Genomic DNA, 14,138 nt, shown 5'->3' with positions numbered 1-14,138 from the left:
TCAGGACTTCGCCCAGCGGAGAACCTCGCCGAGCACCACGTCCGGTGCCTCCAGGTGCGGAAAGTGCCCGACGCCGTCGAGCAGCCGCCACTCGTACGGGGCGATCACGTAGCGGCCGGAACCCTGGGCGGTACGCGGCAGCGAGGCGACGTCCTCCGCGCCGTGCAGTTGCAGGGTCGGGGTGACCAACGGCTTCTGCATCAGCTTGACGAAGCGGTAGCCGTGCAGCCGCAGCACCGAACGGAACGCCCACCGGTACGTCTCCAGCGCGCAGAAGGCGGCCTGCGGGATCCGCATCGCCTCCCGGCAGCGGGCCGCGTACGGGGCGAAGGCGGCGCTCTCCACCCAGCGCTGGCCGCCCCACCGGCGCAGCATGTGCTCGACCCGGACCGCGTCGTCCCGGGTGAGCATGTGCTCGTAACGGGGAAGCTGGAACTTGAGGGTCGGGGTGGCGGCGCTGAACTGGCCCCGGGGGTCGGCGAAGATGCCCGCCCGCAGGCGCAGCGGGTGCGGCGCGCCGAGCACCACCAGCCGCCGGACCAGTCTCGGGTGGAACGAGGCGGCGGTCCAGCCGAGCAGCCCGCCGGCCCCGGTGCCGACCACCGTCGCGGAGCGTTCGCCGAGCGCCCGGATCAGGCCGGCGACGTCGGCGGCGAGGGTGTAGCCGTCGTACCCACGGGGTGGCTTGTCGGTCGCGCCGTAGCCGCGCAGGTCCACCGCGACGGCCCGGAAGCCGGCGTCCGCGACGGCGGGCAGCATCTCGTGCCAGGCCCACCAGAACTCGGGAAAGCCGTGCAGGAAGAGGACCATCGGTCCGGTGCCGGCCTCGACCACGTGGAACCGGCTGCCGTTCGCCCCGACGAACCGGTGCGTCCACGGTCCGTCGGTCAGGACGCAGGACTCGTCGATCGGCCCGTCATGCTGGTCGGTCATGTCGACAGCCTAGGACCCGGAGGCATCCGGGCTGCTCCTGCGGGTCGTCGGACCGGAGGAGGGTCGTCCGCGCCGGGGTCCGCGACGCGCAGGTGGGGCAGGAACGGGGACGGCGCCCGGGGCGGGTGCCCCGGGCGCCGTCGGATGACCGGTCGGATCAGGAGAAGCGGACCTTGATGGAGGTCCCGTCCTGCTCCAGCACCTTGATCTTGGTGCCGGTCGCGGGGAGCTTGACGCCGTGGTTCGGCAGCTCCGGGTACCAGTACTGCTTGGTGTCGTCGAACAGCGGCTGCGCCGCCTGGCCGCGGATGTACTGCGGCTGGCTGTTGTGGTGCAGCGTGAACGAGTCCGCCTTCTTCAGGCTGAACGGCGCGTCGTAGACCTGGACGCGGGCCCGCCAGGGCTGCCCGGTCAGGTTGTAGATCGGCCGCGGGTGCGCGTCGATGATCATGTTGCGACCCTCACCCGGGTGCTCGAACGTGTCGTTGTCCGGCCACCGCAGGTTCCAGTACGAGATCAGCAGACCCTCCTGGTACGCGTAGTGGTCCACGTAGTCCGGGCGGGTGTTCGCGTAGCCGAAGTAGTACGGGCCGGTCTTCAGGTACTTGTCGTACGAGACGTACGAGCGGTGACCGGCGATGTAGTAGTTGTCGAAGAGGCGCTTGTAGGTCTCCTCGACGATCGACCAGCCGGCGACGGTCCAGTCGCCCGTGCCGTTCTCGGCGCCGTCGGAGAAGACGGTGCCACCGTCGGCGGTCACCGTGATCGCGTCACCGAAGAAGCCACCCGAGGAGACACCGCCGTCGGTCTGGTAGCGGAGCCGGAACTGCACCGTCTTGCCGGCGGCGAAGTCCATCGGGATGACGATGTCGACCCACTGGTCGTTGCTGGAACCGTCCAGCGCGGGGCGACCCGGGGTGACCTCGGGGAGCGGCTCGCCGTCCACCGTGCCCGGCAGGGCGGACCAGGTCTGTCCACCGTCGACCGACGCCTCGAAGAAGAGGTAGTCGTACCCGGCCTCGATGTTGTAGCGGCCCTTCATCGACAGCGACGCCGACGACTTCCCGGTCAGGTCGATCGTCCGGGTCATCGTGTTGTTCAGGTCGTCGTCGTTGCCCGAGAAGAACTGCTTGGTGCCCTCGAACGGCTTGCCGTTGTCGAAGGAGTACTCCCGCTGCGGGAGGACCACCACGGCGGCCTGCGGCTTGTCGGAGTTGTACTCCTGCGGGCCGAGGGTCATGGTGCGCTTCTGCCCGGCCACGACCACCTCGTAGTCGAGCCAGCCGAGCTGGAGCTTGTTCCACGCGCCGAGGTCGCCACCGCGCTCGCCGATGCCGTGGTCGTCCTTGGCGCCGAGCCGGCTCTGGGCCATCAGGGTCCAGTGCTCGTTGTTGTTGTCGCCGCCGTTGTACAGGTTGTAGTCGTCCGGCAGGCCCAGGTCGTGGGCGTACTCGTGGTAGAAGACCGCCCGGCCGCCGTTCTCCGGCTGCACGGTGTAGTCGCCGATCCAGATGCCGGTGCTGCCGATCTGGGTGCCACCGCCCAGGAAGTTCGGCGGGCCGGTCACACCCTGGTCGCTGGCGTAGGCGTACCAGCGGTGGCTCCAGATGGCGTCCTCACCCTGCCACGGGTCGCCGTCGGCCTGGTCGCCACCGGCGTGCACGATCTGGAAGTGGTCGATGTAGCCGTCCGGCTCGTTGAAGTTGCCGTCGCCGTCGTGGTCGTACCGGTCCCACTTGTCGAAGGACTTCATCTCGGCGGCGATCTGCGCGTCGGTGCGGCCGGCGGCCTTCTGGTCGGCGACCCACTGGTTCGCGGCGTCCCGGACCAGCGCCCACATGTTGCTGCAGGTGGTGTCCGGGCACGGGTAGCCGTTGGAGCGGCCGTACCGGGCCTCGTTGTACCGGACCTTCACCCAGTCGGTGACAGTGCCGTCGATGCTGTACCGACCCGAGGACTGGGCCTCGTAGTACTGCTTGACCGACTCTTCGCCCTTACCGGTGCCGAAGTAGAGGTTACGGAAGTAGTCCGCGCTGTAGTCCTCCTGCCAGACGGTGGAGTTGTCCACCGCGCGGTTCGGCTGGGGGATCTCGTTGCGCAGCGGACCGTCGAACCGGCGCGGACCCTCGGTGTTCGGGTCGGTGTCCTGGTCCGGGTAGTTCGGGTGCCGCTCGTTGCCGAACTCGGCGAGGATCACGAAGATCCGGTCGGTCTGCTCGCGGGCCAGCTCGACGTACTGGTCCTTGGTCTGGCTGCCGCCCTTGGCGGAACGGGCGGCCGGCCCGCTCGCGGCCTGGGTCTTGCCGACCTTGACCACGGTGCTGCCGTTGATCCGCTCGGCCTTGGCGCGGCCGGACAGGACCTCGCTGAGGCCCTCCTGGCGCAGCGCGCGCCGCTTGCTCTCAAACGGGTTGGGCAGGTCGTGCTCAGCGTGGGCGGGCTCGGCAGCCGACGGGACCGATCCCGGCGCGGCGGCCGGGGGCGCGGCGCTGGCGGTCGCACCAACCGTCAGGCCGGTGGCCGTCAGCGTCAAACCGAGCAGACCCACTGCGACTTTGCGCACGTGGTACCTCCGGTGTGAAGGAAAAACCGACCCCGTTCGGGGTTGGGGGGTCGGCGGAAGAGATCCCGAACGAGGGACCTGTGGTGAACATAGACACTGCTGGGACTGGTGGGAAGACGCTGACGTCGATTTGTTGCACAACCTTGTGACGGCGATGCGACAGCGTCACAAGTCGAGACGGTGTATCCGTGTCGCCGTTCCGCGACCGTCGCGCTCGGCCCACGCCGACGCGGTGGACCGGGACGTTCCCCGGGTGGGGGAACGTCCCGGCCGGAAGTCAGCGCCGGGCCGGGGTCACGTACACCGAGGCGTACGCGTTGTCCCGTGCGGTGCGCTTGATGGTGATCGAGACGCCGTAGCTCACGCCCTGGTCACCGGGGTTCCCCGTGCCCAGGATGGTGAAGCCGAGATCCTGTCCGTACAGTCCGGTCGCCGGGGTGCCGTCCGGGTTCACCACCCGGGTCGTGTACGGCGCGCCGTCGCGCGAGGGGACGACCACCGACGCGTCGCTGTCCCGGGCGAACAGCTGCGATCCGTCCCGCACCTCGATGCCCGGGTACCAGCCCTTGGCGTCGGTGAAGGCCTTCACGGCCGGCTGCGCCGGGAAGCTGGTGCAGTACTCGCTGAACGGCTCGCCGGCCGCCTCCAGGCACTCGGTGAACGGGGACGTCGGACGCAGCCCGAACGCCGCGTTCGACGACTGCGGACGGCTCGGCAGGTTGTCCAGCGTCGACGGGTCCTTCACGGCCGCCTCGCCGGTGCGGCGCAGCGGGTCGAAGTGCGAGTCGACGATGAGCAGCCCGCCCTTGGCCCCGTAGCTGGGCAGCGCGGTCAGCTGCGCGGTCACGTGGTTGACGTCGCCGAGCATGGTGTCCCGGTACCAGACCAGCATGCCCGGCGCGTTGTACGCGATCCGGTCGACCTTCCAGGCGTCGTTGGAGTACACCGTGTCGTAGGTGTACTTCAGGCCCTTGTCGAAGCCGTCGAGGTTGCGCCACTCGGCCAGGTAGTAGTGCGCCTGCACCCGGGTACCGCCGTCGGTCCGCCAGCCCGCGCCGGTGGTGTCGGTGAACGTACCGCCGGTCTGGGTCCAGCCGTTCGTGCCGCCCTCGACGTCGTCGCTCCAGGTGGTGGCGCCGCCGCCGGTGACCGAGAAGTCGTCGGCGAACCAGCCCCGGTCCACGAACGCGGCGTCGGTGGCGTAGCGCAGCCGCACCTGCACGGTGCTGCCCGCGTACGCGGACAGGTCGACGTAGTCGTGCCGCCAACCGTGCGAGTCACCGGTCAGGCCGTACCTCTTGCCGCCGTAGTCGGCCATCCGGCCGTTCGGGTCGGCGTAGTTGTCGTTCGTGCTGACCAGGTTGCCGGCCTCGTCGTAGACCTTCAGCTCGGTCCAGGTGGACCCGCCGTTCGTGGAGACCTCGACGAAGCCGTAGTCCCAGTCCTCCTCGATGGTGTAGTTGTTCCACATCCAGAACTTCGCGTCCGCAGCGGCCGGCACGGCCACCTCGCGGCTGAGCTTGACGTCGGCCCAGTCCTGGTCGTTGCCGCTGTGCCACATGTTCGTCCCGCTGTGCGGGGTGGCCAGGTTGATCACCTTGTCCGGCAGGTTGATCTTGATGCCGTCCTTGGTTCCGCGCGGGGTGCGGGAGGTCTGCCCGAGCAGCACCGTGCGCGGGTCCGCGCCGACCGGGATCTCCAGCGGGTCGGCCCAACCCAGCACCCACTTGTCCCAGATGCCCATGTGGGTGGGCAGCGCCTGGAACACCTCACCGGCGTGCGAGCCCGAGCCCATCAGGTCCCAGAAGTCGATGTCCGAGTCGGCGTTGCCGGAGGTGTCGTAGAGGTCCGGCAGGCCCAGGTCGTGCCCGTACTCGTGGGCGAACACGCCGACTCCGGCGTCCTCCGGCTGCACGATGTAGTTCGAGACCTGGAGGTCGGTGCCGGGAATGCGGTGGCCGCCGGCCACCGCCGAGGAGTGCGCCCAGATGGCGTAGGTGCCCTCCGCGCCACCGCCCCGGGACTTGCCCTGGCCGGCGTGCACCAGCACCAGGTGGTCGATCACGCCGTCCGGCTCGTTGACGTTGCCGTCACCGTCCCGGTCGCCCTGGTCCTCGATGTCGTAGTCGGCCCAGGGGAAGTCGGGGTCCATCGCGGCCAGCGCGTTGACCGCGTCGGTGGCGAGCCGGCCCGCGCCGAGCGGGTTGTCCGGGTGCCCGTTCATCGCCTGCTCGCGGCCGGCCACCCAGTTGCCGTTCTCGTCCTGGAAGCAGCGGGACGCGGCGTACCAGCCCTCCGAGCGCGGCAGCTTGATCCACGGGCTGGCCTGCCCGTCGACCGTGTACGCCCCCTTCGACATCTCCAGGTACATGTTGCGCATGCTGCGGCCGGAGATGTCGATGCCCGGCCTGCCGTCCGGACCGGTCAGGTCGGTCCGCACCCGCTGGGTGATGCCCGTCCTGCTGTAGAGCATCTTGTTGTAGTGCTCGGGCGAGAAGTTCGGCACCCAGAACGAGTTGTTGTCCTCGTTGGCGTACGAGGCCGGATTCGGGATGTTGTTGTGCAACGGCCCGTTCTGGACAGTTCCGGGAACGCAGCTCCGGTCCCCGAAGACCGTCTTCGGCACCATGGTTCCGGTGAAGTCGTCGTTCGCCTGGTTGTTGAACTCCACCAGCAGGGTCAGCAGCTTGGCGGTCTGCGTCTGCGGAGCCTTCTTGAACTGGCGTGGGCTCTTGCCGGTACGGATCGCCCGGGCCTCGTTGCGCGCCAGCTCACGGGCGGCGATGGGATTGCCCCGGGCGTACTTGCGGTCGTACGCGCGAGCCGACTCGACCGCCGGCGCGTGGATGCCGCCGGCACCCTTGACCTCCCGGCCCCGGGTGTCCGCCTGGACGGCGGGTTCGGCATAGTTGATGTAGAACTCGTCCGCACCGATGACGGCGCGGGTCCCTTCGGCCTGTTCGGCCGAGGCGTTGCCGGGCACGATCAGTGCCGAGGCGGCGAGCGCGATCGCGGGCAGCGCGACGAACAGACGTCGCCGCGACCCACGTTGCAGACCAGTTTGGCGCATGCCACTCCATTTCTGGACAGGGGAGAAAAGGCCGGATTCGCCACCGTCCGTGCAGCGATGGACGTCAACGGCTCCGACGGCGTGAACGTAATTCAGAAATCGACCGGGGGACAGATCCCCGGTCGGTCTCCACCCGATCAGCCTCCTCCGGCTCCCCCGACCGTCCGAAGCAGACGGCCCACGTGGGTCGCGCCCGTTGCTCGGCTCTGGTTGCAGGGGTCCCCTGTTACCGCTTTTTGCCGAGGAGGGGGCCCCTGCAACCACCCGACACGCGTGCCCATCCACAGCAGAAACGACGGTGGGTGACGGTCCACGCGGACCGTCACCCACCGGAAGGGATACGCGGAGCGTCAGTCCTCGTCGGACTTTCCGCCGCTCATACCGGAGGAGATCAGCTCCATCACCGAGGAGTCCTGGAGCGTGGTGACGTCACCGAGGGAGCGGTTCTCCGCCACGTCCCGCAGCAGCCGCCGCATGATCTTGCCGGAGCGGGTCTTCGGCAGCTCCGGCACCAGCATGATCTGCCGGGGCTTGGCGATCGGGCCGAGCGTCTTCGCCACGTGGGTGCGCAGGTCCGCGATGAGCTTCTCGCCCGCGTCACCGGCGGTGTCCACGGTGCCGCGCGGGATGGCGAACGCGACGATCGCCTGCCCGGTCGTCGGGTCGGTCGCGCCGACCACCGCCGCCTCCGCCACCGACGGGTGCGACACCAGCGCCGACTCGACCTCGGTGGTGGAGATGTTGTGCCCGGAGACCAGCATGACGTCGTCCACCCGGCCGAGCAGCCAGATGTGCCCGTCGTCGTCGCGCTTCGCGCCGTCCCCGGCGAAGTACATGCCCTCGAACCGCGACCAGTACGTCTCGATGAACCGGTTGTCGTCGCCCCAGATGGTACGCAGCATCGACGGCCACGGCTCGCGCAGCACCAGGTAACCGCCACCGCCGTTCGGCACCGACTGGCCCTGGTCGTCCACCACGTCCGCGCTGATCCCCGGCAGCGGGGTCATCGCGCTGCCCGGCTTGGCCTCGGTCACCCCCGGCAGCGGGGAGATCATCATCGCCCCGGTCTCGGTCTGCCACCAGGTGTCGACGATGGGCAGCTCACCCCGGCCGACGTGCTGGCGGTACCAGATCCACGCCTCCGGGTTGATCGGCTCGCCGACGCTGCCGAGCAGCCGCAGCGACGACAGGTTGGCCTGCGCCGGGATGTCCTCGCCCCACTTCATCATCGTGCGGATGAGCGTCGGCGCGGTGTAGAGGATGGTCACCTTGTACCGGTCGACGATCTCCCAGAACCGGCCCTTGTGCGGGGTGTCCGGGGTGCCCTCGTACATCACCTGGGTCGCGCCGTTGGCCAGCGGGCCGTACACGATGTAGGAGTGCCCGGTCACCCAGCCGATGTCGGCGGTGCACCAGTAGACGTCCGTCTCCGGCTTCAGGTCGAAGACCGCGTACGTGGTGTACGCCGTCTGGGTGAGGTAGCCGCCGGTGGTGTGCAGGATGCCCTTCGGGCGGGCGGTGGTGCCCGAGGTGTAGAGGATGAACAGCGGGTGCTCCGCGTCGAACGGCTGCGCGGTGTGCTCGGCCGAGGCGGTCTCCACCGTCTCGTGCCACCAGTGGTCCTTCTCCGACCAGGCGACCTCCTCGCCGGTACGGCGGACCACCAGCACGTGCTCCACCGACGGGCAGTTCGCCAGCGCCTCGTCCACGGTCGGCTTCAGCGCCGACGGCTTGCCCCGGCGGAAACCACCGTCGGCGGTGATCACCACCTTCGCGCTGGCATCCTGGATCCGGTTGGTCAGCGCGTCGGCGGAGAAACCGCCGAAGACCACGCTGTGCGTCGCCCCGATCCGGGCACACGCCAGCATCGCCACCGCCGCCTCCGGGACCATCGGCAGGTAGATAGCCACCCGGTCACCGGCCACCACACCCAGGTCGGTCAGCGCGTTCGCCGCCTGGCAGGTCAGTCGGTGCAGCTCGGCGTAGGTGATGGTGCGGGTGTCGCCCGGCTCGCCCTCCCAGTGGATGGCGACCCGGTCACCGAGCCCGGCCTCCACGTGTCGGTCCAGGCAGTTGTACGCCACGTTCAACTGGCCGCCGACGAACCACTTCGCGAACGGCGGGTTGGACCAGTCGAGCACCTGGTCCCACTGCTTCGTCCAGGTGAGCCGCTGGGCCTGCCGCTCCCAGAAACCCAGCCGGTCGGCTTCCGCCTCGGCGTACGCGTCGGCCTTGACGTTGGCGTTCGCGGCGAGCGCGGCCGGCGGCGGGAACTGCCGCGTCTCGTTCAGCAAATTGGCCAAGGCCTCGCTCATGGGCGTGACTCCTCGTCGCTCGGATGACCTGCGTCTCGTTGCAGAGAGGTTAACTTCGTCGGCCAGCCCCCGCGACCACGATCGTCAGTCCGACGCGCCCAGCGGCCCACCCCGCGCGCTCACCGGTGCCGGCGAGAGGCTCGCGTGGTAGCAGGGGTCCCCTGCTACCGCTTTTTGCCGAGGAGGGGTCCCCTGCAACCACGTCGGCCGTCGGCCGGACCTGACCGGTCGCTAGCGTGACGGGGTGACCTCCGATCCGCTCGCCCCGCTCCTCGCGCTCGCCGACATCGCTCCCGCCGTCGACCGGGCCCGCGACCACGTCGACCAGGCGATGCGGCACCGCGCGTTGCGCCGGCACGGCGGCCAGGTGGCCGCCGAGGTGAGCCTCCGGTCCGCGGTGGCCAGCGCCGCCCTCGAGGGGTACGCCCACGAGCGTGAGGCGGTCCGGGCCGGCACGGTCACCGACCCGGTGCTCCAGGGGGCGCTGCGGGTGGCCGGCGCGCTGCCCGGGTTGACCGAGCGTTGGGCGCAGGCACCCCGGCAGGTCCTGGCGAGGTTGCACGTCCTCGCCGCCCGGGACGTCGTGGCCGAGGCGGAGCTGGGACGACCGGTGACCGATCCGGTGGTCGGCGCCCGACTGGACGGCCTGGCCGGACTGGTCGCCGGGGGCACCAAGGTCCCGCCGCTGCTGCTCGCCGCCGTGGTGCACGGGGAACTGCTGGCGCTACGGCCGTTCGCCGGCCCGTCCGGCGTGGTGGCCCGCGCCGCTGCCCGGTTGGTGCTTCTCTCCACCGGCTTCGACCCGCGCGGACTGGTCGCGATGGACGTCGGGCACCGGGAGCGGGAACCCGAGTACGTCGGCTCGGCCGGAGCCTTCGCCACCGGCACCCCGGACGGGCTGCGCTCGTGGCTGCGCCACTACATGACCGCCGCCGAATCGGCCGCCACCCAGCTCACCCTCATCGGCGACGAGATCCTCGCCGCCTCCTGAACCGCCACGTCGACACCTCCTGGTCGCCCCTCCCGACCTGCTGCGTCGACCCCCTGGTCCGCCGCCTCCCGACCGGCCGCGGCGGTGCCTCCCTGGCCCACCGGCCCACGCCCACCGCCCCCTGAGTTGACCGTCCCGATCGTCGGCCGTGTCGGTGCCCGGAACGGGGGCGGCGCGAGCCGTCACGGCCGGCGGGCAACCTTGTTGATCCGCCGTTGCAGGATCTGCCGGGTGACGGGACCGAGTTCGTCCACCACCTCGATGAGCACACCGAGCTGGTCGAGCGCGGCCATCGCCCGCTCCGCGCCGGCGCTGTCCACCCCGTCGTAGAGTTCCAGCCCGATGAACGCGGCCGACACGGCGCGGGCGAGACCGGCGACGTCGGCGACCTCGGCGAAAGGTGATCCGGCCAGGAGCCGGCGCAGGACGGCCTCGATCTCGTCCACCCAGAGCCGGAGCGCGTCGGCGGTCGATGCGGCGAGCCGCTCGTCGCTCTGCGCGCCGGCCAGCATCTGGGCCAGGAACGAAACGTTGCCCAGCGCCCGCTCCTCCTCGTGCAGAGCCCGCCCGACCTCCAACAGCTCGCGCAGGCTGCCCACCTCGGCGAGCCGGGCCGACCAGCTGGCGACCCGCTCGGCGGTGCCGGCCCGGCAGGCCGCCGACAGCAGCTCGTCCACACTGCCGAAGTGGTAGAACACCAGCGCCTGGTTCACCCCGGCCGCAGCGGCGATGGTGCGCGCGGAGACCCCGGCGATGCCGTGCTGGCGGATGGCCGTCATCGTCCCGTCGACGAGGCGGCGCTTGGTGTCGGACATCGCTCTCCTGGCGGTCGGCACGGGTGGGGTGGTGCGATCATCGCATCGGTCACGAGCTGCGCCAGCCAGGCGATCCCGGGTAGCCGCAGGACCCAGCCCAGCCAGGCCCAGCCGAGGTGCAGGTGCTCAAGTGCGCGGGCGACGGCGGCCACCCCCCGTTCCCGGTGACCGTCGCCGCCCGTGTACCCGGCCCGCCACAGCACCCCCGCCGGATGCCGCGCGGCGGGCATGATCGTCAGGTGCACCGGGCGACGGCGTTCGAGGAACCGCCGGACCCCCGCGCACGGCCCGCAGTCGTCGTCCAGCCAGAGCACCGCAGGTTCCCCACGAAGGTACGGCCGCCACCGGGGCCACCAGGGCCGGACCCGACGGCGGTGGTCCCGCCAGCGCTGCCCGTACCGGTGGTCTAGGTCGTGGTCCTCGTGCGGGCCGGCCACCGCGGCGCTGAAGGCCACCGCCGACGCCGCCCCCACCGCCAGCACGGCACTGCCCGTGGCCAGCGCGGTGAGCAGCATCAGGGCCACCGCGCCGACCTGCATCGGGTTGGCGAGATACGCGTACGGGCCGGTGGTGACGAACCGGCCCGGCGGGTCCCACGGGTACGGTGTCCCGCCGCCCCGGACCGCGAACTCGCGTACCGCCGCCAACGCCGGCGTGGCGACCAGCAGGGCCACCTGCGCGACGAGCGCCAGCCGGGACGCCGGCAGCTCGGCGAGCCGCGCCCAGGAACCGCCCCCGAGGGTGAAGGCCAGGGTGGGCAGGAGCCACAGCAGCAGGACGCCGAAGAGCCCGAGCTGGAGCAGGACCCGGGCGGACAGGTGCCGCCGGTCGGCGCTCCACCGGCCGAGCAGCTGCGCCGGCAACGCCACGCCGAGCAGCCCGACCGCCTCCCCGGCCAGCCAGTCCGGCCCGAGACGCAGCAGCGGGTCCAGGGCGGGCATGGTCACCACGTCCAGCCAGCCCAGCAGGCCGAGGGCGACCGGCAGCGGCAGCACCCGGCGCAGGAGCACCGGCAGCGGCCCCCAGAGCGCCGCCCAGCCGATCCAGAGGTCCACCGGTAGCCCCCGGTACGCCCCGTCCACCGGCGCGAAGGCGTACCAGCCGGTGGCCCGGGACAGCTCGTGCAGGGCGGCGACGCCGACGGCGGCGGCCACGAAGGCCAGCAGCGCCGCCGCGTGGGCCGTGCGGTCCCGGTCCCACCGGGCGGCGGCCAGCACCGCCAGCAGGGGCAGAGCCAGGCAGAGGTACCGGGCGGCGGTCACCGCAGCGCCAGCATGTCGAGCAGGTGCCCGCCGCCCTGGTCGAGCAGGACGTCCTGGAGCGGCCCGAAGTACCAGGACGGGTCGAGCCCCCGCCGGTAGGCGACGGTGAGCCGGACCTCGGTGTGGCCGGCGTCCACCGCCCGCCAGCGCAGGTCGGCCTGTTGCCAGGTGAACCAGCGTCCGGTGATGGAGGTGTCCTCGACGAAGCGGAAGGCCAGGTGTCCCGGTGCGGTGGTCGCGACCTCGGCGACGAGGTGGCCGCCCGGCCCGTGCGCGCTGCCGTGGTAGCCGAACGTCCACCGGTCGCCCGGGTCGAGGCCGGCCCCGGTGACGTGCCCGGGGACGGGCACTCCCAGCAGCCGTAGCGCCGGTGACCGGACCGGTGTGGGCCGGGGGCCGGCGGCCAGTCCGGCGGCCACCGCCTCGGCGGGGAGCGCCACCACCCGGACCACCTCGACCGACTGCTCCGGGGCGATCCTCGGCCCGATCCCGCTGCCCTCCAGACCGGGTACGAGCAGCAGCGGCACCAGGATCACCGAGTAGGTGCGGGACGAGCGCCGGACCAGGTTGATCAGGGCCATCGCGCCGTGTGCCACCGCGTAGACCAGGGGCGCGGCCAGCACCACGCAGATCGCGCCCTCGTGCAGGGCCACCGCCGCCAGCAGGAGGGCGATGGTGGTGGTGACGAAGACCCGGCCGTGCGAGGTGCGCCCCGGGGTCAGGGCCAGGGCTGCGGCGAGCAGGACCGGCAGCGCCACGAAGAGCAGGGCGCTGTCGGCCCGCCCGTCATGGACGGCGATCGTGAAGACCACCAACCCGAAGGCCCCGATCAGTCCGGCGAGTATCCAGTTCGCCGCAGTCCGACGCGGTGGTGGTGCCTGCTCCGTCATGCCCCGTCCTCCCGTTTGAGCGTTCGCTCAAGCGAGCTTAGGACTGTTTGAGCGTTTGCTCAAGATTGGAGGTGGCACCCGTTCCCGGCGACGCTGGCCGTGGTCACCAGGCCAATGGAGACGACGCCGAGCGCCGACGTCGACGGATCGGCCGTGCCCACTGCGCAGGCGGCTCTGCTCGGTCCGGAGACGGCGACGCCCGGTACGCGGGGCGCACCGGGCGTGAGGGTGAAGAGAGGGCGCCGGTCAGGCGACCGGGGTGACGCGGGTGCGGCGGTGTCTGCCGTACCAGGCGATGCCGATGGCGACCCCGACCCCGACGCCGAGCGCGGCGGCGGCCACCGGCACCGCCGGGCGTTCCCGCAGGCGGCGACCGAGCGGGATGGGGTGTCGGAACTCCAGCACCGGCCAGGAGTTCTCGGTGGCCAGCCTGCGCAACTGTCGGTCGGGGTTCACCACGGTGGGGTGACCGACACACTCCAGCAGCGGCCGGTCGCTGTACGAGTCGGAGTACGCGTACGACTCGGCCAGGTCGTAGCCGCGCTCGACGGCCAGTTCGCCGACCGCGTCGACCTTGCTCGGTCCGGCGGCGTAGAACTCGACCTCGCCGCTGTACCGGCCGTCCTGCACCGCCATCCGGGTGGCGATGACGTCGGTGACGCCGAGCAGCTCCCCGATCGGGCGGACCATCTCCTCGCCGGAGGCGGAGACCAGGACGACGTCCCGGCCGGCGGCCTGGTGCTCCTCGATGAGGGCGGCGGCCTCGGCGTACACGTAGGGGTTGATCAGCTCGTGGAGGGTTTCCGCGACGATCTGACGGACCTGCTCCACCTGCCAGCCCTTGCAGAGGGCGGCCAGGTAGTCGCGGGTGCGGGCCATGGTCTGCTCGTCGGTGCCGCCGAGCCGGAACATGAGCTGGGCGTAGGCGGACTTGACCACGTCCCGTCGGGTGATCAGGCCGTCGCGGTAGAACGGCCGACCGAACGCCAGCGCGCTTGACTTGGCGATGACGGTCTTGTCCAGATCGAAGAAAGCGGCACCTCGGCCCACGGCGCGAAAGTCTAGCCCGATGGTCTAGGGTCGGCGGGTGCCCGGGGGTGGCGAACCTCACTCACCTGCGCACACGCTCCCAAGGTGACGAGCGAGAGTGACCACGGTCACACCTTCTGGCCGGAATTTCGCAGGGAGTGGAGGTTACGCCACTCGACGTGAGCATGTCTGCTACGGCATGCTTGTACTTACGACGACTTTTCACATCTGTACAACACCGGCTCTCAGCGGTTGCACCCCCCGTAACCG

Annotated in this window: 8 protein-coding genes and 1 pseudogene; 1 reads left to right on the top strand and 8 read right to left on the bottom strand. The window is 71.0% G+C overall.

Annotated features, from left to right (window positions below; all coding sequences use genetic code 11):
• From QSK20_RS28895 to acs, 4 genes are all read right to left on the bottom strand, one after another.
• Positions 1–933 carry an alpha/beta fold hydrolase gene (locus tag QSK20_RS28895; RefSeq protein WP_285791770.1) on the bottom strand — a complete coding sequence of 311 codons (933 nt, stop codon included), beginning with the start codon at positions 931–933 and terminating at the stop codon, positions 1–3.
• Between the two features lie 157 nt (positions 934–1,090).
• Positions 1,091–3,481, bottom strand: coding sequence for an immune inhibitor A domain-containing protein (locus tag QSK20_RS28890; RefSeq protein WP_285791809.1), 2,391 nt, complete (start codon positions 3,479–3,481; stop codon positions 1,091–1,093).
• A 292-nt stretch (positions 3,482–3,773) separates the two neighbouring features.
• On the bottom strand, positions 3,774–6,566 hold the full coding sequence (locus QSK20_RS28885; RefSeq protein ID WP_285791769.1) for an immune inhibitor A domain-containing protein: 2,793 nt from the start codon (positions 6,564–6,566) through the stop codon (positions 3,774–3,776).
• Between the two features lie 350 nt (positions 6,567–6,916).
• Positions 6,917–8,881: an acetate--CoA ligase gene (acs, locus tag QSK20_RS28880; protein ID WP_285791768.1), complete on the bottom strand. Its 1,965-nt coding sequence runs from the start codon at positions 8,879–8,881 to the stop codon at positions 6,917–6,919.
• 244 nt (positions 8,882–9,125) lie between these two features.
• On the opposite strand from acs, the gene QSK20_RS28875 reads away from it, so the two are divergent.
• Positions 9,126–9,872 (top strand): Fic family protein, encoded by a 747-nt coding sequence (locus QSK20_RS28875; protein ID WP_285791767.1) that lies wholly within the window; start codon positions 9,126–9,128, stop codon positions 9,870–9,872.
• Positions 9,873–10,054: 182 nt separating this feature from the next.
• On the opposite strand, the gene QSK20_RS28870 is transcribed toward QSK20_RS28875, so the two are convergent.
• From QSK20_RS28870 to QSK20_RS28855, 4 genes and pseudogenes are all read right to left on the bottom strand, one after another.
• Complete coding sequence (locus QSK20_RS28870) at positions 10,055–10,627, bottom strand: TetR family transcriptional regulator (RefSeq protein ID WP_502889057.1); 573 nt, start codon at positions 10,625–10,627, stop codon at positions 10,055–10,057.
• Positions 10,582–11,949: pseudogene (locus tag QSK20_RS28865) on the bottom strand (methyltransferase). Before QSK20_RS28865 ends, QSK20_RS28870 begins: the two are co-directional and overlap by 46 nt.
• Positions 11,946–12,839 carry a hypothetical protein gene (locus QSK20_RS28860; RefSeq protein WP_285791764.1) on the bottom strand — a complete coding sequence of 298 codons (894 nt, stop codon included), beginning with the start codon at positions 12,837–12,839 and terminating at the stop codon, positions 11,946–11,948. The pseudogene QSK20_RS28865 and the gene QSK20_RS28860 overlap by 4 nt, the downstream one beginning before the upstream one ends.
• Before the next feature lie 246 nt (positions 12,840–13,085).
• Entirely contained in the window at positions 13,086–13,889 is an 804-nt protein-coding gene (locus tag QSK20_RS28855) for an HAD family hydrolase (RefSeq protein ID WP_285791763.1), read from the bottom strand.
• Positions 13,890–14,138 lie beyond the last annotated feature (249 nt).

The sequence above is a fragment of the Micromonospora sp. NBRC 101691 genome, assembly GCF_030269285.1.
Classification (GTDB): domain Bacteria; phylum Actinomycetota; class Actinomycetes; order Mycobacteriales; family Micromonosporaceae; genus Micromonospora; species Micromonospora echinospora.
This window is presented reverse-complemented; position numbering and strand designations above follow the sequence as displayed.